The organism is Flavobacterium sp. GNP001, assembly GCF_054343775.1.
In genome coordinates this window covers 3,110,451-3,130,533 of record NZ_JBTGUX010000001.1, presented here as the reverse complement: position 1 = coordinate 3,130,533, position 20,083 = coordinate 3,110,451, and the positions used below count along the sequence as shown (strand labels likewise).

The following is a 20,083-nucleotide window of genomic DNA, read 5'->3' as shown; positions in this document are numbered from 1 at the left end:
TGTATTTTTGAGCCATGAAACACTACGATTATATTTTTACTGGCGCGGGACTTTCGGCTTTAATGACGGTTTACAAAATGGTTCAATCCGGATCGTTTGCAGATAAAAGTATTTTGTTACTAGATGAAAACTCCAAAAAAACCAATGATAGAACCTGGTGTTTCTGGAAAACAACCGATTCAACTTGGGAACCGGCTATTTCTAAAAAATGGAATTCGGCTTTGTTTGCCAATGCAGCTTTCCGCAGGGATTTAAACTTGCAGCCTTATCACTACAATATGGTGAAAGGACTTGATTTTTACAACCAAGTTTTTGATTTACTTTCGAAACAAGCAAACGTCACTTTCTTGAATCAAAAAGTCATGACTATTGAAGAATCCGAAACTATAATTTTGGTACAAACGGAAAACGAATCTTTTTCGTGCTCCAAATTATTCAATAGTATTTACCACAAACAAAAGGCAGAAAATCAGACAAAATATCCCGTTTTACAACAACATTTTATAGGTTGGTTTATCAAAAGTGAGCAAGCTGTTTTCAATAATGAGCAAGCCACGTTCATGGATTTTTCGGTAACACAAAAAGGAAATACTCGTTTTATGTACGTGTTGCCTACCTCTAAAACCGAAGCTTTACTGGAATACACTTTGTTTTCGCACCAGCATTTAAAGAAAGAAGAATACGAAAACGAAATCCAGCAATACATTCAAAAATTGGGGATTACAAAATACGAAATCATTGAAAAAGAACAGGGCAGCATCCCAATGACGTGTTATCCTTTTTGGAAAGCCAATACTAAAAACGTGATCAACATTGGTACTTCTGGCGGATGGACCAAGGCGAGTACGGGTTATACTTTCAAAAATTCCGATAAAAAATCAAGTGAATTGGTAGCCTTTTTACAAAGTGAAACCGACTTTACTAAGTTTCATAAAAAAACCAAATTCTGGTTTTATGATTTGCTATTATTAGACATTTTAGATAGAAAAAACGAATTGGGTTCTCACATTTTTTCTTCGATGTTCAAAAAAGGAAATCCAGCAGTTATCTTTAAATTTTTGGACGAAGAAACCTCGCTAAAAGAAGATATTCAGGTGATTTTAAAATGTCCAAAAATGTTGTTTATCAAAGCCATTTTTCACGTGGCCGCCAAAGCCCTAAAATAACAATCAAACTATAACAAAACTTTATAATTGAAGTTCTATTCTTGAGGGTAAACTTTGTAACTTTGCAGGACTTAATTACTAATGATTTAAAATAAAAGATATGTATCCAGAAGAAATGGTAAAACCAATGCAAGCAGAACTTACTGCAGCAGGTTTTCAAGATTTACATAGTGCCGAAGCAGTAGAAAACGCATTGAAAGCAGAAGGAACAACGCTAGTAGTTGTAAATTCGGTTTGTGGTTGTGCTGCACGTAATGCACGCCCAGGAGCAAAAATGAGTTTAGAAGGTGGTAAAAAACCAGATCAATTAATTACTGTTTTTGCAGGAGTTGATAAAGATGCAGTTGATGCTGCAAGACAACACATGTTCCCTTTTCCTCCATCATCGCCAAGTATGGCTTTGTTCAAAAACGGAGAATTAGTACACATGCTAGAGCGACACCACATTGAAGGTCGCCCAGCAGAACTAATTGCTGAAAACCTAAGAGACGCTTTCAACGAGTATTGCTAATACCTGATAAAGTATAGATTTTAAAACCACGTTTCGGCGTGGTTTTTTTATTTATTGATGGTGCTTATTGTTTGTATTCAAGACATAATTGTCACTCTGATGAAGGAAGAGTCTAATTAAGTTGCTCAACAAATAAAGATTCTTCCTTCGTCAGAATGACAAAATAACCATAAAATAAGTCATCCCATTATTTGTCACTCTGACGAAGGAAGGGTCTCCACAAATTGCTCAAAACACAAAGATTGCTCTACCAGTTAACTAACGCTCGGGTCTTCGTTCCTCAGAATGACAAATGACCGATAAAACAATTAAATTCTTACTTGTCACTCTGACGAAGGAAGAGTCTCTGATAATTCCAAAGCTTCCAGCCTTCAAAAGGCTGGAAGCTTTAAAAAAGGATTTCTCCCGAAGCTTCAGGATTATCTGGGTTAGAGGACATTTTGTGCTAAAAAGAAATACTGGAATTAATAAGCAATTAACTCAATCAAAAAATCAATTCTGAGAACTGAATTTTCTATTCACCACAACTCCCCTAGCCCAGATGGAAACGGCATCCTGTTGTGGCGGGGTTCGCCGCAACAGATATAGTGAACAGCTGGAAGAAGCTCCAAAAAAAGAAACCATTAAGACTTTAAGGAAAATTGAGAATCTATTTATTGATTACGAACCTTAGTCCCTTCAAATCTTTGCGCCTCTGAACCTTTTTAACTACTTTTGCAAAAAATATATTTCTCACTTAAACTGTTTATAGCATGCAACTGTATAACACATTAAGCGCAGAGGAAAGAGCCATCATGATTGATGATGCCGGAAAACAAAGACTCACTTTGTCGTTCTATGCTTATGCGCAAATTCAAGATCCCACTCAATTTCGTAATGATTTATTCCGCGCTTGGAATCCTTTGGATGTTTTAGGCCGAATTTATGTCGCCAAAGAAGGTATCAATGCACAATTATCTTTGCCTGCTGATAATTTTTATGCCTTCAAAGATACCGTTGAAGCATACGATTTCATGAAAGGGATGCGCTTGAATATTGCGGTGGAGCATGACGATCACTCGTTTTTGAAACTAACGATTAAGGTGCGTGACAAAATTGTTGCCGACGGTTTGAACGATGAAACTTTTGATGTAACCAACATAGGTGTACACCTAAAAGCGAAAGAATTCAACGAAATTCTTGACGATCCCAACACAATTGTAGTCGATTTTAGAAACCATTACGAAAGTGAAATAGGCTATTTTAAAGGCGCCATCACTCCTGATGTAGATACATTTAGAGAATCGTTGCCAATTATTAATGAGCAATTAAAAGACTTTAAAGAAGACAAAAACTTGGTGATGTATTGCACTGGAGGAATTCGTTGCGAAAAAGCATCGGCTTACTTTAAACACCAAGGTTTTAAAAATGTTTTTCAGCTGGAAGGCGGTATTATCAACTACGCCAAGCAAATAAAAGAAGAAAATCTAGAGAGCAAATTTATAGGTAAAAACTTTGTTTTTGATCACCGCTTGGGCGAACGCATTACAGATGATATTGTTTCGCAATGCCATCAATGTGGTGCGCCTTGTGATGTGCATACCAATTGCGAAAACGAAGGTTGTCACTTGCTTTTTATTCAGTGTGATTCTTGCAAAGAAAAAATGCAAGGTTGTTGTTCGGTTGAATGTGTGACTGTAATTCACTTGCCCGAAGAAGAGCAAAAAGCCATTCGCAGAGGAATAAAAAACGGAAATAAAATTTTCAAAAAAGGAAAATCTGAAAAGCTCCTTTTCAAAAACAATGCAGATCCTTTGGCGGCTATTCCTAATTTGACAGAACTGGCAAAAAGAAAGCCTGTTGCAAAAAAAGCAGTAAAAATCAAGAAACAATATCTGGGTAAAGGCGCACACTTTTTCCCAAAATCAAATATTGGTCAGTTTTTAATTGAAGAAAATGAATTGAAAATTGGCGATATTGTAATGATAAAAGGCAGCACAACAGGAGAGCAAATTTTAACCATTGAAGAAATGATGGTGAACGGAACGGCGCAACAAAAAGCCATTACTGGTGATACTTGTACTTTCAAATTACCTTTCAGAATTCGGTTATCAGACAAACTATACCGCATTGTAGAATAACACAACTGCTGTAAAACAAACAAAACCAACCCATTGCAAAACCATTTGCAGTGGGTTTTTTAGTATAATTTTATGAGTGATTGCTCCAAATTGTCGTTGTTGCATAAAATTAAAAAATACTATCTTTACAAATTAAACGTTTTAAGAACTTAAGTTGTGCTTGTCACAACACTACATATACGATTATGGCATGTACAAGTTGTTCAACCTCTGATGGTGGCGCACCAAAGGGTTGCAAAAATAATGGGACTTGCGGCACCGATAGCTGCAATAAATTAACGGTTTTTGATTGGCTTTCGAATATGAGTTTGCCTAACGGCGAAGCCCCTTTTGACTGTGTAGAAGTACGTTTCAAAAACGGTCGTAAAGAATTTTACCGTAATACTGAAAAACTTACTTTGAGCATTGGTGATATTGTTGCTACGGTAGCATCACCAGGTCACGACATTGGTATTGTTACTTTAACAGGAGAGTTGGTTCGTATTCAAATGAAGAAAAAAGGATCCAACCCAAACAGCAACGAAATTCCGAAAATTTACCGAAAAGCATCACAAAAAGACATTGATATTTGGTCTGCAGCACGTGACCGCGAAGAGCCAATGAAGGTTCGCGCACGTGAATTGGCCATTGCTCAAAAACTAGAAATGAAAATTTCGGATATTGAATTTCAAGGAGATGGATCAAAAGCAACATTTTATTATACCGCAAATGATCGAATCGATTTTAGAGCATTAATCAAAGATTTTGCTAAAGAATTCAGCACGCGTATTGAAATGAAACAAGTAGGTTTCCGTCAAGAAGCAGCTCGTTTGGGCGGAATTGGTTCTTGCGGAAGAGAATTGTGTTGCTCTACTTGGTTGACTGATTTTAGAAGTGTAAATACCTCAGCAGCGCGTTACCAACAACTGTCCTTGAATCCTCAAAAACTAGCAGGGCAATGCGGTAAACTGAAATGCTGCTTGAACTATGAGTTAGACACTTACATGGATGCTTTAAAACATTTTCCTGATTTTGAAACCAAATTAAGCACTGAAAAAGGGGATGCTATTTGTCAAAAACAAGATATTTTTAAAGGATTGATGTGGTTTGCCTACACCAACAATTTTTCGAACTGGCACGTTTTAAAAATAGACCAGGTCAAAGAAATTATTGCTGAAAATAAGCTTAAAAATAAAGTGTCATCACTGGAAGATTATGCTATTGAGGTTATTGTAGAGCCGGAGAAAAACTTTAACAATGCCATGGGTCAAGAAAGTTTAACGCGATTTGACCAACCAAAAGGCAAGAAAAAGAACAACCGCAAGCGTAAACCAAATCCGGAGAACGCTATTGTTGCCAACGGAGCACCTAAACCGCCACGTCCAAAAAACAACAATAACAAACCACAAAACGCAAACAAACCAACCAATACCAACAAGCCAGCACCTGCTGACAAGAAACCAGCAGGCCCTAGAAAACCTATAATTATTACTAAAAATGTGGATAAAAAATAGTGCATTTTTTTTATTAGCAGTCATACTTCTTGCCTCTTGTGACGAGAAAAGAAGTTTTGACGAATATAAATCTGTCGGCCCAGCTTGGCACAAAGACAGTACCGTAACCTTTGCTATTCCGGCTCTTGACTCGACCAAGAGATACAACTTGTTTGTCAATTTAAGAGCCAACAACAACTACCAATACAACAATTTGTTTTTAATTGTTGCTATGGAATTACCAAACGGATTTACAAAAGTAGACACGTTGGAATACGAAATGGCCGATGTTGATGGAACACTTTTAGGTGACGGATTTTCGGATGTGAAAGAAAGTAAACTTTTTTACAAAGAAAACGTACGCCTGCGTTCAAAATACAAAGTACATATCAAACAAGCAGTTCGCGAAAACGGAAAAGTTCCTGGAGTTACAGCACTTAATGGGATTACAGATGTAGGTTTTAGAATCGAAAAAAAAGAATAATATAGTTTTATGGCAATCAAAAAAAATAACACTAGCACAAAAAGCGAGATTAAAGACGTCGCTTACTACCAAAAGAAATTTTGGAAAATTTTCTTTATCGGATTAGGAAGTATTGGTTTGTTCTTCCTATTTGCCTCTTGGGGACTTTTTGGCTCTATGCCGTCCTTTGAAGATTTAGAAAATCCAGATTCAAACTTAGCCACCGAAGTCATCTCAGCTGACGGAGTAGTTATTGGAAAATATTTCGAAAAAAACAGATCGCAATTAAAGTATTCTGATTTACCTAAAAACCTAGTTCAAGCCCTTGTTGCGACTGAGGATGCTCGTTTTTATGATCACTCTGGTATTGACGGTCGTGGTACTCTTAGAGCAATTTTTAGCCTAGGAACTAGCGGTGGAGCGAGTACGTTGACACAACAACTTGCCAAACAATTATTTCACGGAGAAGGTTCAAAGTTTCTTCCTTTTCGAATTGTACAAAAAATCAAAGAATGGATCATTGCTATTCGTTTAGAAAGACAATACACTAAAAATGAAATCATTGCCATGTACTGCAACGTATATGACTTTGGAAACAATTCTGTTGGAGTAAGTTCTGCTGCCAAAACGTATTTTTCGAAAGAGCCAAAAGACTTAACAATAAGTGAGTCGGCAATATTGGTGGGAATGTTCAAAAACTCTGGTTTGTACAATCCTGTTCGAAATCCACAAGGTGTAAAAAACCGCCGCAATGTGGTGCTTTTGCAAATGCAAAAAGCCGATATCATTTCGGAAAACGAAAAAGTAAGATTACAAAGTTTACCAATTAAATTAAACTTTAAACTCGAAACTCATAAAGACGGAACAGCAACTTATTTTAGAGAATATTTGCGTGATTACATGAAAAAATGGGTAGAAGAGAATAAAAAACCAGACGGATCAGATTACGATATTTACAAAGACGGTCTTAAAATTTACACTACTATTGACTCAAGAATGCAGTTGCACGCTGAAGAAGCTGTAAAAGCACACATGGCCAACTTGCAAGAGGAGTTTTTTAACCAATCTAAAGACAACAAAAACGCGCCTTTTGTAAATATTTCTGCTGTAGAAACGCAACGTATCATCAACCAAGCTATGAAATCTTCTAGCCGTTGGTCAGTAATGAAATCAATGGATAAAACCGATGAAGAAATCATAAAATCTTTTAGCGAAAAGACCAAAATGAAAGTCTTTACCTGGAAAGGCGAGCGCGATACCATCATGACGCCTCTTGATTCTATCCGCTACTACAAACACTTTTTACAGTCAGGATTGATGGCTATGGAGCCACAAACCGGAAACATCAAAGCTTGGGTAGGCGGTATTAATTACAAATATTTCCAGTACGACCACGTAGGTCAAGGAGCTAGACAAGTAGGATCTACTTTCAAACCTTTCGTATATGCTACTGCTATCGAACAGTTGAATATGTCACCTTGCGACTCTATTGTTGATGGTCCGTTCATGATTCGTAAAGGGCGTCACCACGTAACCGAAGATTGGGAACCTAAAAACTCTGATAACAAGTATCGCGGGATGGTAACCTTAAAAAGAGGTTTGGCCAACTCAATCAATACCGTATCAGCGAAATTAATAGACAAAGTAGGTCCTGAAGCCGTTATCGATTTAACGCATAAATTAGGAGTAAAATCAGAGATTGTAACGCAACCATCAATTGCCTTAGGAGCGGTAGAAATCACCGTTCAAGATATGGTAGCTGCTTACAGTACTTTTGCTAATCAAGGAGTGTATGTAAAACCACAATTTATCACCAAAATTGAAGATAAAAGCGGTGTTGTAATTTACGAGCCTATTCCAGAATCACACGATGTATTGAATAAAGACATTGCATACGCTGTTGTAAAATTACTCGAAGGCGTAACCGAAGGCGGTTCAGGTGACCGTTTGCGTACCACTGGAGGTGGGAATGGAGACAACCGTTGGACGGGTTACCCTTATTCATTTAGAAACCCAATTGCAGGAAAAACAGGTACTACACAAAATCAATCTGACGGCTGGTTTATGGGAATGGTACCTAATTTAGTAACCGGAGTTTGGGTAGGTTGCGAAGACCGTTCCGCTCGTTTCAAAAGTATCACTTATGGTCAAGGAGCAACAGCTGCTTTGCCAGTTTGGGGTTATTTCATGAAACTTTGTTACGAAGATCCAGCACTCAAAGTATCCAAAGAACCTTTCGAAAGACCTAACAATCTATCTATCAAAGTAGATTGTTATGTGCCGAAAAAAGTAGTAGATACAACTGCTGTTGAGCAAGATACAGAAGAATTTGAATTATAAAATTTTCATTTGGAGCCAATCCAGCTATACGTTGCAATCTTTTTAAAAGCGATAAAAAATCACTTTTAAAAAGGATTTCCACTGCTATCTGGGCTAGGGTATTCGTACTAAAACTCAATTCATCATTAGATTAAAATTCGATAAATAGCACCTTATTTTTATGATTAACAAAAAAGTAAATACCGTTCAAGATGCACTTCAAGGCATTGAAAATGGCATGACTATCATGCTAGGCGGTTTTGGATTATGTGGAATTCCAGAAAATAGTATTGCCGAATTGGTTCAAAAAAATGTAACCGATTTAACCTGTATTTCGAACAATGCCGGTGTAGATGATTTTGGACTTGGATTGCTTTTGCAAAAACGCCAAATCAAAAAAATGATCTCATCGTATGTAGGTGAAAATGCCGAGTTTGAGCGTCAGATGCTATCAGGCGAACTAGAAGTTGAATTGACTCCTCAAGGAACTTTGGCAGAAAAATGCCGTGCTGCACAAGCCGGAATTCCTGCGTTTTTTACACCTGCAGGTTACGGTACTGAAGTAGCCGAAGGAAAAGAAGTTCGCGAATTTAATGGTAAAATGCACATCATGGAACTCGCTTACAAAGCTGATTTTGCAATAGTAAAAGCATGGAAAGGCGATGAAGCAGGTAATTTAATTTTTAAAGGAACAGCTCGTAATTTCAATTCTAGCATGGCTGGAGCTGCAAAAATTACCATTGCAGAAGTGGAAGAACTTTTACCTGTAGGAGCATTAGACCCTAATGAAATTCACATTCCTGGAATTATGGTACAACGCATTTTTCAGGGAGAAACGTTTGAGAAAAGAATTGAACAACGAACTGTGAGACAAAAGTAATATCAAGTTTGCAAAGAATTATATGGACTTCATTTTTTATGATTTAAGAATACTCGAATTATAAAAACCTTACCAGTTTCAAAAATAAAATTATGGCTTTAACAAAAGAAGATATAGCAAGAAGAATTGCCAAAGAAGTACAAGACGGCTATTATGTTAACCTAGGAATTGGAATTCCTACCTTGGTGGCTAATTATGTTCGCACAGATATTTCAGTTGAATTTCAAAGTGAAAATGGCGTATTAGGCATGGGACCATTCCCTTTTGCGGGTGAAGAGGATGCCGACATCATTAACGCAGGAAAACAAACCATTACAACCTTGCCTGGAGCATCGTTTTTTGACTCGGCATTGAGTTTCGGAATGATACGATCTCAAAAAGTAGATTTAACCATTCTAGGCGCTATGGAAGTTGCGGAAAATGGTGACATTGCCAACTGGAAAATCCCAGGTAAAATGGTGAAAGGAATGGGCGGAGCAATGGATTTAGTGGCTTCTGCCGAAAATATCATTGTAGCCATGATGCACGTAAACAAAGCAGGCGAATCAAAAATCCTTAAAAAATGCTCTTTGCCATTAACAGGTGTAGGTTGCGTTAAAAAGGTAGTAACCGAGCTTGCTGTACTAGAAGTTACCTCGGCAGGTTTTAAGCTTTTAGAGCGCGCGCCAGGCGTTACAGTAGAACACATCATCGCTTCTACCGAAGCTAACTTGATAATTGAAGGTGATATTCCTGAAATGGATATCAACTAATCGAGACCAAATCCTACAAAAAAACCTCAAATGAAGTTCATTTGAGGTTTTTTTATGACTTTTAAGTACTCACTATTTACTTTCTAAATATTCGGTTAGCGCTGTTGCTGCATGCGTGAAACTAGGAAATTGCTCCACCATACTTACCGCTCTTTTTTTATTTAGTTTATAAGTCAAATCAAACTCTGTTGTGAACAAAATCGCTGACAAAAACGGATTATTGATAAAGGGCAATAAACGATCAAATGCGCTGTCTATGGAATGAATTTCGAATAATTCTTCTTGCTGAAATTTAAACTTTAATTCCAATTGTAAATCATTTTCCACCACTACCGGCCGTACATAAATATTCATCAATAAAGTATTCCCTATGGTTTTAGCTAGCGTTAATTTAGCAAAAGTCCCATCCTGCAAACTTGATTTGACCTTGGAATAAAACTCAGAAAAGGTTTCTTGAAATGACATAAAATTAGATTTATGAAGCAAAAAAACCGCACAAACACTCACGCTTGTGCGGTTGATAGTTTGCTTTTATTAATTACAAATTATTGAAAAAATCGTTCCCTTTATCATCAGTAATAATGAAGGCTGGGAAATCTTTGACTGTTATTTTTCGAACAGCTTCCATACCTAACTCTTCAAAGTCAACTACTTCTACCTTTAAGATGTTATCTTGTGCTAAAATAGCTGCTGGACCTCCTATAGAGCCTAAATAAAAGCCTCCGTAGGTTTTACAAGCATTCATAACTTGTGGCGTTCTATTTCCTTTAGCAAGCATAATCATACTTCCGCCTGCTTTTTGAAATTCTTCTACATACACATCCATTCTTCCAGCTGTGGTTGGTCCAAAACTACCTGATGGCATTCCGTCTGGAGTTTTAGCTGGACCAGCATAATACACCGGATGATTTTTGAAATACTCTGGCATAGGTTTTCCTGCATCCAAAAGTTCTTTGATTTTAGCATGTGCAATATCACGCGCTACAATCAAAGTCCCGTTCAGTTTTAAACGCGTTTTAATTGGATATTGTGATAACTTTTTAAGAATATCCGCCATCGGTTGGTTCAAGTCAATTTCAACAGCTTCTTCCAAATGCGGAGGTGTTGCAGGCAATAAACGCCCAGGATTCACCTCAAGTTGTTCTACAAAAATACCTTCTTTAGTAATTTTTCCTTTTATATTTCTATCGGCAGAGCAAGACACTCCTAATCCTACTGGGCAAGAAGCAGCATGACGTGGTAAACGAATTACACGTACATCATGCGTAAAATATTTTCCACCAAACTGCGCTCCAATGGCACTTTCTTGGCAAATTTGTTGCACTCTTTGCTCCCATTCTAAATCACGGAATGCTTGACCAGCCATGTTTCCTGTGGTTGGCAAGTGATCATAGTAACCCGCTGAAGCTTTTTTAACAGCAGCCAAATTAGCTTCGGCAGAAGTACCGCCAATTACAAATGCCAAGTGATACGGCGGACAAGCAGAAGTTCCTAAATCCATGATTTTAGCACGAACAAACGCATCCATCGACTTTTCGTTCAAAAGGGATTTCGTTTGTTGGTACAAATAGGTTTTATTGGCAGAACCGCCCCCTTTTGCTAAAAACAAAAACTCGTACGTATTTCCTTTTTTGGCATAAATATCAATTTGAGCCGGAAGATTAGAACCAGAATTCTTTTCTTCGAACATACTGATAGGCACAATTTGAGAGTAACGCAGGTTTTTTTCTTGGTAGGTGTTGAATATCCCTTTTGAAAGCCACTCGGCATCATCGACACCTGTGTATACATTTTCTCCCTTTTTAGCCATTACAATCGCTGTTCCGGTGTCTTGACAAGATGGCAATTGACCATCAATGGCAACCGCAGCATTTTGCAATAAATTATAGGCTACAAAACGATCGTTATCTGTCGCTTCCGGATCATCCAAAATAGCACGTAATTTTTCTAAATGTGAAGTACGAAGCATAAAAGAAACGTCTTTCATGGCTTCTTGCGAAAGCAACTCCAAACCTTTTGGATCAACGGTAAGGATTTCTCTATCGCCAAACTGCTCTACTTTTACGTAGTCTGAAGATATTTTACGGTATTGTGTATCGTCTTTTAAAATTGGATAAGGATCCTGATAAATAAAGTCCATGGTGTAATGTTTTTACAAAGATAAAATAGTTCGTTTAGTTGCAAAAGTTACTTTAAAAGCAAAGCAAAACTACTACGTTAAAATACTTGTTAGTAAAAATAGAATTAGCAAACCGATGGCGATGTATTTGGTATATTTTGACATTTTGATATGAATTTAAAAAATTATTGAATCCCTCAAAAGAATGAAAAATTGATTAAAAATCCTAGTATATAATTGGTTCGTACGAAATCAAATCAAAATTTAACAATATGTTGTGTTTGATCATTGGAATACAATTTCATAATACGTCCCGTTCTAAAGAAAAATGTTGTAAAAAAGGATTTTAATCTGTTAAAAAAATACATGCCATAAAATATATCATGCCAACCACCACATGAAACATATTGTATATTCCGTTCCTACGGAACTATGTTGTACCACAATTCGTTTTATCAACGGATTAAAATCCGTTGCTACAAAATGTATCGAACCTACGGCTCTATGGAATATGTCAAATATGATAGTTCCGTAGGAACCACCAATATTGTTACAACGGATTTTAATCCGTTGTAAACTAACACAATCTAAAAAAGCGCTATCCACTTTAATTTTATTTCAGGTCTTCGAAAATATATCTTCCCTCAAATGGTACTTCAAATTTGTTTAAAAACTCTATATATTCATCGTTGAAAGCTTGCCTTTTATGATGTTCTTCCTGATTTGCAATATACTTGTACACTGCATTAATTTGAGAATGTGCATAAGAAAAAACACCGTAACCCTCTTGCCATTCGAATCTTGATTTCGTTAAATGATGATCATTAACATATTTTGATGATTTTGCTTTAACGGTTTTCATTAATTCCGAAATGGAAACCGCAGGTTTAAGACCTAAAAAACAATGAACGTGATCTTCAACTCCATTTACAATGATGGTTTTGCACCCGGTTTCATTTATTAAATTACCAATAACACCAAATAATGTAGATCTCCAATCGCTGTTAATAACCGCTTCGCGATATTTTACCGCAAAAACAACCTGGATATATACTTGATGATAGGTATTTGCCATGTTTTGATAATTTTTATTTTATGAATTAAAATTTATCTTACGTTCCTACGGAAATCCATTTGATGTTATTTCGTTTTATCAACGGATTAAAATCCGTTGCTATAAAATGAATCGAGCCTACGGCTCTTTGACATATGTTAAGCACGAAAGTTCCGTAGCAACAACCATTATTGTAACAACGGATTTTAATCCGTTGGAAACAAAAACAAACTACAAAATGACATGAGCCTACGGCTCTTTGATATTTGTTATATATGAAAGTTCCGTAGGAACGACCAATATTGTAACAACGGATTTTAGTCCGTTGTAATTAGTCACCATAAAATTGAGAGCATTAGGCTCGGCACATTTTTAAGAAAATTTATCGACTGGCTTAAAAAAACCAGCTCGCCACAAATATTGCCGTAATTACACATATCACGTCGACCAGCAACATGGTACCTAAAGCGTAACGCGTATTTTTGATATTCACCGACCCAAAATAAACCGCAATTACGTAAAAAGTACTTTCGGCGCTACATTGAAAAATACTACTCAAGCGAGCCGTTAAGGAATCTGGACCGAAAGTGTTCATAGAATCAATCAAAAACCCACGTGATCCTGCGGAGCTGAAAGGACGCAATAATGCAACTGGCAACGCATCTGTAATTTCTTTGCTTACGCCCATGTTAGAGAAAATAAAAGCAATCCAATTGCTAATTATTTCAAATAAGCCACTGTTTCTAAACAAGGAAATTGCCACAAGCATACCTAACACATAAGGAAATATGGTAACTCCTGTTTTAACACCATTGTTAGCACCTACCACAAAGGCATCAAATACCGTAGTACTTGCATCGGTAAATTTCTTTTCGTTTATGAAAGCAAAAATCAAAGTAAACGCAATAATAGCAATTAAAATTAAAGCGGAAAGATTAGAGGTGAAGTAGTTTTTACCAACTAAGTCCAGCTGATTAACATACATTAACAAACCTATAATTGCTGCAATCAATGTGATTAATACCAATACCAAAGACGCACTCTTGAAATTGATTTTTTGCTTAATTCCAACAATCAAAAACGCAGCAATTGTACCTATGAACGATGTAATAATGCAAGGCAACATCACATCGGCTGGATTGCCTGCATTTGCAGCAGCACGGTAGCCAATGATTGAAGTAGCTATCAAGGTAAGTCCTGAGGCATGCAAGCACATGAACATGATTTGCGCATCACTAGCTTTGTCTTTTTCAGGATTTATTTCTTGTAAACTTTCCATAGCTTTGAGGCCAAAAGGCGTTGCAGCCGAATCTAAACCAAGAAAATTAGCTGCAAAATTCAACGTCATATAAGAAATCGAAGGATGGTTTTTGGGAATACTCGGAAATACTTTTACAAAAACAGGGCTTAAAGCTTTGGCCAATTTCCCCGAAGCACCTGAAATAATCAGAAGCTCCATCAACCCACAAAAGAAAGCCAAATAGGCCATTAATGGCAAAACTAAATCGAGCAAAGTACTTTTACAGGTAGGCAATAACCCATCTGATTTTTGCACGCCACTGTAGATTTTTACGGTTTTATTTTTAAAAACATATGTTGTGTCAGCGTTTAAAGTATCGCGATTGATAATCATGGTTTGATCTGGTGCATTTTTGATACTGTCTTTGATGAAAAGCGGCAATTGCTCTGGCATTTTTTCAGAAATCAAAATCGGGTCGTCCTTTTTTCCATTCAATACATAATCAATTGTATAGGTGTTTGAACTGAACAAACTCACTACTACAAAAACAATTGATGAAATAAAAATAACCAACCAAAATCTACTCAATACCATATCTAATAATTTTTGTAAATGTAATTATTTAACCGCAAAGTGCACAAAGTGATTCGCAAAGTACGCAAAGCATTTTCAAAAAATTTAGCTTAACATCTTATTAATTTAGCTACTACACATGAATAATCTCGTCTTCAATTAACAACTCTTCTCTACGCAAACGCAGAAAAATTTGCGCTACAGCAATCGTATCTCGCTCACAATAAGTGACAATACGATCAATGTCTTTCTCCACATAAAATACATGACCTACTTGACTGCCATCGATATCACCTTTTGAAGAAGGAATTCCGAGTACTTTACACATCAATTTCAAAGAAGTAAAATGTTTGTAATCGCCAAATTTCCACAATTCTAATGTATCTAAATGCGGAATTTCCCAAGGTTTTTTTCCAAATAAATTTAGCTTGTTTGGAATTTCAATATTGTTGATAATCATTCGCCTAGCCAAAAAGGGAATATCAAATTCTTTGGCATTGTGTCCGCACAAAACATGCTGCGGTTGATTGAAGTGATTGTTAAGTAAATTATTAAAGTCGGAAAGTATTTTTTTCTCTTCGCCAAAAAAACTCGTTACTCGAAAATTACGAATGTCACCTTTGATAGTAAAATAACCTACCGAAATACATACAATTTTCCCAAACTCGGCCCAAATACCCGCACGATCATAAAAATCTTCGGGTGAAAACTCTTCTTTGCGTTGGTAATAGGTTTTATGTTCCCAAAGCGATTGCATTTCCGGATCTAAAGCATCGTAATTTTCAGATTCAGGAACGGTTTCTATATCGAGAAACAGAATGTTGTTGAGATTTATTTTTTCGATCATTTTTATGGCACGCAGATTTTGATTTTACACCGATTTGATAAAACGAATATAAGAATTTTATTGATAAACAACTAAAAAAGAGCTTGTTGCTTATTAGGATTTTCATGCTCTAACAACCATTTTTTGCGCCATAAACCTCCTGCATAACCCGTTAATGACCCATCACTACCAATGACTCTGTGGCAAGGAACTACAATCCACAATGGGTTTTTTCCATTTGCCGAAGCCACAGCTCGAATGGCTTTTGGATCACCAAGAAATTTAGATTGTTCTAGATAGGTTCTTGTTTTACCAAACGGAATATCGAGTAATGCGTTCCAAACTTTTTGTTGAAAATCGGTTCCTTTTGGATTGAGTTTAATTGTAAAATTAGTTCTTTGCGAATTGAAATATTCTTGAAGTTGCTGCACTGCATCTTGTAAAAAATCGGGAATTTCAGTGGATACCTCACCCTCTTCTAAAACTGTTATTTCAGAAACACCATGTGCATCACCGGTAATGGCAGCAATTCCTAAAGGCGTTTTGATGTAGACTGTTTCCATTTTTTAAAGGTAAAAAAATAATCTGTGTAGACTACATACGGTCATAAAAAAACCATTCGTACTTGCGAATGGTTCTTGTTCTAGCCCTGATAGAAGCGGCATCTCCCGATTTAGAAAAACAAGGCTTTTTAGCCGTAGTTTTTATTTATCGGGAATACAGCGGATAGCAGGAAACAGCTCCTAGAAACTTTATTTTATATGAGAATAAACGTAAGCTTCTAGCGCTTTCAATTCCTCATCGGACATGGCTTTTGTGAGTGCAAAGTTAGCTTTCATTACCTCGTATTGACTTGGGTCTACAATTGGTTCGCCTTCGCCTTTTAAAAACGTGACCATGTCAGCATTTTTACTTTTATAAATACCCGCAATGTCTTGTAAGCTGGGACCAATTACTTTTTTGTCAATTTGGTGACAGGCAATGCAATTTCCTTTTCCTTCAAAAATTTCTTTTCCTAATTCTATGGGAGTTTGAGCAACGGTTTCAGTAGTTGTTGGATACAAGGATTCTTTTTTGGTTTCTTCTTTTTTACAAGATAGAAAGCAACATACGGCTACTAAGCAAAGGATCTTTTTCATTATTTTTTGTTTAAAAGTATGGCGGCTTCCTTGGCAAAATAAGTCGAAATTAAACTGGCTCCTGCACGCTTGATGCACATTAACTGCTCCATCATGGTTTGATCGTGATCCAACCAACCTCTTTCGGAAGCAGCTTTTATCATGGCATACTCACCAGAAACGTGATATACAGTCACGGGTACATGAACCGCATTTTTCACCTCGCGAACAATATCTAAGTATGCAATTCCTGGTTTTACCATGACCATATCAGCGCCTTCTTCAACATCCCAAAGTGCTTCTTTGATGGCTTCAAGACGATTGGCATAATCCATTTGGTAGGTTTTTTTGTCTTTTGGCACTACTACCTCAGCTTCTTTTGGAGCAGAGTCTAGAGCATCCCGAAAAGGTCCGTAAAATGCCGAAGCATATTTGGCTGAATAGCTCATGATTCCCACATTGTGAAATCCTGCAGCATCTAAACCTTGGCGTAAGCGTAGAACACGTCCGTCCATCATATCGCTTGGTGCTACAAAGTCGGCACCAGCTTGAGCATGAGAAATAGCCATTTTTACCAAAGCATCGTTGGTACTATCATTTGCAACATCACCATTTGCTATGATTCCGTCATGACCATAAATAGAATAGGGATCCAAAGCTACATCTGGCATGACAATCATTTCTGGACAAGCGGTTTTGATGGCGCGAATGGCGTTTTGCATAAGTCCGTTTGGGTTCCAAGCTTCAGTACCTACGTTGTCTTTTAGATTTTCGTCGACTTTTACATAGATATTTACTGCTCGAATTCCTAAATCGAATAATTCTTGCACTTCTTTAACCGTTAAATCAATAGAACGGCGGAAAATTCCAGGCATAGATGGAATTTCTACCTGTACGTTTTCGCCTTCGGCAATAAACATAGGAAACATAAAATCACTTGGACTTAATGTAGTTTCTCTAACTAACGAACGAATGGATTCGTTAACTCTCAATCGACGACCTCTTTGTAATGGGAACATATATATTAGCTTTTAGCTTTCAGCAATTAGCTTTCGGCAATTAAAATTTTATTGGTTATATAGCTTAGATATTAAACTATTGAGGATTTTTTTTTCTTCAACTTGAAATAATAGTCTTTCACTTGACTCCTTATTGATGAAATTTAAATCTCGACTCAGTATAAATTGATATTCTAATTCATTTGCTGATCCAAATGCAATTATTAAAAATCGAGCAAAATCTTTATCTGAATTCCTTCCACAACCTTCAGCAATATTAGTTGGAATTGAACTTGCGGATCTTTTCATTTGGCTAGTTAAGCCGAAAAGCTCTTCTTTTGGAAAATTATGTGTCATTTTATAGACATCAAGAGTTAATTGATGTGATTTTTGCCAAACTACAAAATTTTTAAAATCCTTCATGCTTTTAAGTTTAGGCTAATGGCTAAAAGCTGATCGCTAATTGCTTTAAATCCATTCAACGGGATTCTCCAACACTTTCAACAACTTTTCTTCTTCACTTCCTGCTTCCGGATGATGGTCATAAACCCACTGAACATGTGGTGGTAATGACATCAAAATAGATTCAATTCTTCCATTGGTTTTTAGGCCAAATAAAGTTCCTTTGTCGTGTACTAAATTAAACTCGACATAACGTCCACGACGGATTTCTTGCCAAGTTCTTTGTTCTTCGGTATATGGTAAATTTTTTCGTCGTTCTAATATTGGAACATAAGCGGTTAAAAATGAATTTCCAACTTCGGTTACAAAATTGTACCAGTTTTCCATTGACATTTGTTCTGTTTCCTTGCAATAATCAAAGAATAATCCACCTAGTCCACGAGCTTCATTACGGTGTGCATTCCAAAAATAGGCATCACATTGTTTTTTATATTTCGGATAAAACTCTGGATTATGTTTATCACAAGCAGTTTTACAGGTTTGATGAAAATGAACTGCATCTTCTTCAAATAAATAATAGGGCGTTAAATCCTGTCCGCCACCAAACCAACTGTTGATTACGTTTCCGTTATCGTCATACATTTCGAAATAACGCCAATTGGCATGAACCGTAGGTGCCATTGGGTTTTTAGGATGGATAACCAAACTCAATCCGCAGGCAAAAAAATCAGCCTCGCCTACATTGAATAATTTTTGCATCGAATCGGGTAATTTTCCGTGGACTGCCGAAATATTAACACCGCCTTTCTCGATAACATTTCCGTTTTCAATTACACGTGTTCGTCCTCCGCCGCCTTCTGGACGTTCCCAAAGATCTTCCTTGAATTTGGCTTGACCTTCAACTGCTTCTAAGCCCGCTACAATTTGGTCTTGCAGATTTTGTATGTATTGGTAAAATTTATTTTTCATATTTATCAGTTATCAGTCGCAGTTTCCAGTCGCAGTTTTTCTGTAAACTGAGACTGAGACTGTTTACTTTTGATACTCCTTCACCGCATCAATAAACGCTTTGGCGTGATCTACCGGAATATTAGGTAGAATACCGTGCCCTAAATTCACAATATATTTGTCTTTTCCGAATTCGTCAATCATTTCATGAACCATTTTCTTAATGGTTGGTATTGGTGACAACAATCTTGATGGATCAAAATTACCTTGTAATGTAATGTTTCCACCTGACAAATAACGTGCATTTCTAGGTGAACAAGTCCAATCTACTCCTAGCGCAGAGGCTTTACTTTTACCCATTTCGTTCAAAGCAAACCAACATCCTTTTCCAAAAACAATTACTGGAGTTACCTCAGCCAAGGCATCAATGATTTGGTTGATATATTTCCATGAGAATTCTTGGTAATCAACTGGCGATAACATACCGCCCCAAGAATCAAATATTTGTACCGCATTCACACCTGATTTTACTTTTTCTAATAAGTATAAAATAGTAGTATCGGTGATTTTTTGTAATAAAGTGTGCGCCGCTACTGGATCTGAGAAACAGAATCCTTTGGCAGTATCAAAACTCTTAGACCCTTTACCCTCAACAGCATAACAGAAAATAGTCCATGGTGAACCTGCAAAACCTATTAAAGGCACCTCATCGTTCAACATTTCTTTGGTTAACTTCACCGCATCAAAAACGTATCCTAAAGTTTCATTTACATCTGGAACGAACACTTGGTTTACTTGTTCCATTGTACGAATAGGATTTGGGATAATTGGCCCTAAATTGTCTTTTAATTCCACGTGAATTCCCATAGCACGTGGCACCACAAGAATATCCGAAAATAAAATCGCAGCATCTGGAGCAATTCTACGAATAGGTTGCACCGTAATTTCGGCGGCTAATTCTGGAGTTTCGCAACGAGTGAAAAAATCATATTTGTCTCGCAAAGCTCTAAATTCTGGTAAATACCTTCCTGCTTGACGCATCATCCATACCGGTGGGCGTTCAACAGTTTCTCCTTTAAGTGCTCTTAAAAACAAGTCATTTTTTAACATAATTCTATTTTT

General features: G+C 36.8%; 20 protein-coding genes. 8 read left to right on the top strand and 12 right to left on the bottom strand.

All coding sequences use genetic code 11. The annotated features are described in order from the left end of the window. The first annotated feature begins 14 nt into the window (after positions 1-14). From ACXX8U_RS13485 to ACXX8U_RS13450, 8 genes are all read left to right on the top strand, one after another. Positions 15-1,166 (top strand): lycopene cyclase family protein, encoded by a 1,152-nt coding sequence (locus tag ACXX8U_RS13485; RefSeq protein WP_458566288.1) that lies wholly within the window; start codon positions 15-17, stop codon positions 1,164-1,166. A 100-nt stretch (positions 1,167-1,266) separates the two neighbouring features. Further along, positions 1,267-1,677: a BrxA/BrxB family bacilliredoxin gene (locus ACXX8U_RS13480; protein ID WP_114753830.1), complete on the top strand. Its 411-nt coding sequence runs from the start codon at positions 1,267-1,269 to the stop codon at positions 1,675-1,677. A 752-nt stretch (positions 1,678-2,429) separates the two neighbouring features. Continuing rightward, entirely contained in the window at positions 2,430-3,797 is a 1,368-nt protein-coding gene (gene trhO, locus ACXX8U_RS13475) for an oxygen-dependent tRNA uridine(34) hydroxylase TrhO (RefSeq protein ID WP_458566287.1), read from the top strand. A gap of 185 nt (positions 3,798-3,982) precedes the next feature. After that, positions 3,983-5,290 carry a PSP1 domain-containing protein gene (locus tag ACXX8U_RS13470; RefSeq protein WP_458566286.1) on the top strand — a complete coding sequence of 436 codons (1,308 nt, stop codon included), beginning with the start codon at positions 3,983-3,985 and terminating at the stop codon, positions 5,288-5,290. Beyond that, a complete protein-coding gene (locus tag ACXX8U_RS13465; protein WP_458566285.1) occupies positions 5,274-5,753 on the top strand; it encodes a gliding motility lipoprotein GldH in 480 nt (159 codons plus the stop codon). The genes ACXX8U_RS13470 and ACXX8U_RS13465 overlap by 17 nt, the downstream gene beginning before the upstream one ends. Positions 5,754-5,762: 9 nt before the next feature. Then, positions 5,763-8,072, top strand: coding sequence for a penicillin-binding protein 1A (locus ACXX8U_RS13460; protein WP_458566284.1), 2,310 nt, complete (start codon positions 5,763-5,765; stop codon positions 8,070-8,072). Between the two features lie 160 nt (positions 8,073-8,232). Beyond that, a complete protein-coding gene (locus ACXX8U_RS13455; RefSeq protein ID WP_221915978.1) occupies positions 8,233-8,931 on the top strand; it encodes a CoA transferase subunit A in 699 nt (232 codons plus the stop codon). Between the two features lie 92 nt (positions 8,932-9,023). Beyond that, complete coding sequence (locus ACXX8U_RS13450; RefSeq protein ID WP_166132562.1) at positions 9,024-9,683, top strand: 3-oxoacid CoA-transferase subunit B; 660 nt, start codon at positions 9,024-9,026, stop codon at positions 9,681-9,683. Positions 9,684-9,755: 72 nt separating this feature from the next. On the opposite strand, the gene ACXX8U_RS13445 is transcribed toward ACXX8U_RS13450, so the two are convergent. The 12 genes from ACXX8U_RS13445 to hemE all read right to left on the bottom strand — a co-directional run bounded on the left by ACXX8U_RS13445 (position 9,756) and on the right by hemE (position 20,071). After that, entirely contained in the window at positions 9,756-10,148 is a 393-nt protein-coding gene (locus ACXX8U_RS13445; protein ID WP_458566283.1) for a hypothetical protein, read from the bottom strand. 73 nt (positions 10,149-10,221) lie between these two features. Next, positions 10,222-11,823, bottom strand: coding sequence for a fumarate hydratase (locus ACXX8U_RS13440; RefSeq protein ID WP_458566282.1), 1,602 nt, complete (start codon positions 11,821-11,823; stop codon positions 10,222-10,224). A 360-nt stretch (positions 11,824-12,183) separates the two neighbouring features. Next, the gene (locus tag ACXX8U_RS13435; protein WP_458566281.1) at positions 12,184-12,408 is read right to left on the bottom strand and encodes a hypothetical protein; all 225 of its coding nucleotides are present in this window, start codon (positions 12,406-12,408) and stop codon (positions 12,184-12,186) included. 7 nt (positions 12,409-12,415) lie between these two features. Continuing rightward, positions 12,416-12,877, bottom strand: coding sequence for an IS200/IS605 family transposase (gene tnpA, locus ACXX8U_RS13430; protein ID WP_458566280.1), 462 nt, complete (start codon positions 12,875-12,877; stop codon positions 12,416-12,418). Positions 12,878-13,250: 373 nt separating this feature from the next. Then, positions 13,251-14,690: a spore maturation protein gene (locus tag ACXX8U_RS13425; protein ID WP_458566279.1), complete on the bottom strand. Its 1,440-nt coding sequence runs from the start codon at positions 14,688-14,690 to the stop codon at positions 13,251-13,253. Between the two features lie 112 nt (positions 14,691-14,802). Continuing rightward, the gene (locus ACXX8U_RS13420; RefSeq protein ID WP_458566278.1) at positions 14,803-15,516 is read right to left on the bottom strand and encodes a 3'-5' exonuclease; all 714 of its coding nucleotides are present in this window, start codon (positions 15,514-15,516) and stop codon (positions 14,803-14,805) included. Between the two features lie 71 nt (positions 15,517-15,587). Continuing rightward, entirely contained in the window at positions 15,588-16,058 is a 471-nt protein-coding gene (locus tag ACXX8U_RS13415; RefSeq protein WP_458566277.1) for a methylated-DNA--[protein]-cysteine S-methyltransferase, read from the bottom strand. 189 nt (positions 16,059-16,247) lie between these two features. Beyond that, positions 16,248-16,634 carry a c-type cytochrome gene (locus tag ACXX8U_RS13410; RefSeq protein ID WP_458566276.1) on the bottom strand — a complete coding sequence of 129 codons (387 nt, stop codon included), beginning with the start codon at positions 16,632-16,634 and terminating at the stop codon, positions 16,248-16,250. Beyond that, a complete protein-coding gene (gene hemB / locus ACXX8U_RS13405) occupies positions 16,634-17,632 on the bottom strand; it encodes a porphobilinogen synthase (protein WP_458566275.1) in 999 nt (332 codons plus the stop codon). The genes ACXX8U_RS13410 and hemB overlap by 1 nt, the downstream gene beginning before the upstream one ends. A 48-nt stretch (positions 17,633-17,680) precedes the next feature. Further along, complete coding sequence (locus tag ACXX8U_RS13400; RefSeq protein ID WP_458566274.1) at positions 17,681-18,034, bottom strand: four helix bundle protein; 354 nt, start codon at positions 18,032-18,034, stop codon at positions 17,681-17,683. Between the two features lie 45 nt (positions 18,035-18,079). Beyond that, a complete protein-coding gene (hemF, locus tag ACXX8U_RS13395) occupies positions 18,080-18,982 on the bottom strand; it encodes an oxygen-dependent coproporphyrinogen oxidase (protein ID WP_458566273.1) in 903 nt (300 codons plus the stop codon). 63 nt (positions 18,983-19,045) lie between these two features. Then, positions 19,046-20,071 carry a uroporphyrinogen decarboxylase gene (hemE, locus tag ACXX8U_RS13390; protein WP_166132573.1) on the bottom strand — a complete coding sequence of 342 codons (1,026 nt, stop codon included), beginning with the start codon at positions 20,069-20,071 and terminating at the stop codon, positions 19,046-19,048. Positions 20,072-20,083 lie beyond the last annotated feature (12 nt).

What these genes read in the sequence shown, in the direction of transcription:
- ACXX8U_RS13485 (WP_458566288.1), top strand. Translation starts at nt 15, where the DNA reads ATGAAACACTACGATTATATTTTTACTGGCGCGGGACTTTCGGCTTTA.
- ACXX8U_RS13480 (WP_114753830.1), top strand. Translation starts at nt 1,267, where the DNA reads ATGTATCCAGAAGAAATGGTAAAACCAATGCAAGCAGAACTTACTGCA.
- trhO (WP_458566287.1), top strand. Translation starts at nt 2,430, where the DNA reads ATGCAACTGTATAACACATTAAGCGCAGAGGAAAGAGCCATCATGATT.
- ACXX8U_RS13470 (WP_458566286.1), top strand. Translation starts at nt 3,983, where the DNA reads ATGGCATGTACAAGTTGTTCAACCTCTGATGGTGGCGCACCAAAGGGT.
- ACXX8U_RS13465 (WP_458566285.1), top strand. Translation starts at nt 5,274, where the DNA reads ATGTGGATAAAAAATAGTGCATTTTTTTTATTAGCAGTCATACTTCTT.
- ACXX8U_RS13460 (WP_458566284.1), top strand. Translation starts at nt 5,763, where the DNA reads ATGGCAATCAAAAAAAATAACACTAGCACAAAAAGCGAGATTAAAGAC.
- ACXX8U_RS13455 (WP_221915978.1), top strand. Translation starts at nt 8,233, where the DNA reads ATGATTAACAAAAAAGTAAATACCGTTCAAGATGCACTTCAAGGCATT.
- ACXX8U_RS13450 (WP_166132562.1), top strand. Translation starts at nt 9,024, where the DNA reads ATGGCTTTAACAAAAGAAGATATAGCAAGAAGAATTGCCAAAGAAGTA.
- ACXX8U_RS13445 (WP_458566283.1), bottom strand. Translation starts at nt 10,148, where the DNA reads ATGTCATTTCAAGAAACCTTTTCTGAGTTTTATTCCAAGGTCAAATCA.
- ACXX8U_RS13440 (WP_458566282.1), bottom strand. Translation starts at nt 11,823, where the DNA reads ATGGACTTTATTTATCAGGATCCTTATCCAATTTTAAAAGACGATACA.
- tnpA (WP_458566280.1), bottom strand. Translation starts at nt 12,877, where the DNA reads ATGGCAAATACCTATCATCAAGTATATATCCAGGTTGTTTTTGCGGTA.
- ACXX8U_RS13425 (WP_458566279.1), bottom strand. Translation starts at nt 14,690, where the DNA reads ATGGTATTGAGTAGATTTTGGTTGGTTATTTTTATTTCATCAATTGTT.
- ACXX8U_RS13420 (WP_458566278.1), bottom strand. Translation starts at nt 15,516, where the DNA reads ATGATCGAAAAAATAAATCTCAACAACATTCTGTTTCTCGATATAGAA.
- ACXX8U_RS13415 (WP_458566277.1), bottom strand. Translation starts at nt 16,058, where the DNA reads ATGGAAACAGTCTACATCAAAACGCCTTTAGGAATTGCTGCCATTACC.
- ACXX8U_RS13410 (WP_458566276.1), bottom strand. Translation starts at nt 16,634, where the DNA reads ATGAAAAAGATCCTTTGCTTAGTAGCCGTATGTTGCTTTCTATCTTGT.
- hemB (WP_458566275.1), bottom strand. Translation starts at nt 17,632, where the DNA reads ATGTTCCCATTACAAAGAGGTCGTCGATTGAGAGTTAACGAATCCATT.
- ACXX8U_RS13400 (WP_458566274.1), bottom strand. Translation starts at nt 18,034, where the DNA reads ATGAAGGATTTTAAAAATTTTGTAGTTTGGCAAAAATCACATCAATTA.
- hemF (WP_458566273.1), bottom strand. Translation starts at nt 18,982, where the DNA reads ATGAAAAATAAATTTTACCAATACATACAAAATCTGCAAGACCAAATT.
- hemE (WP_166132573.1), bottom strand. Translation starts at nt 20,071, where the DNA reads ATGTTAAAAAATGACTTGTTTTTAAGAGCACTTAAAGGAGAAACTGTT.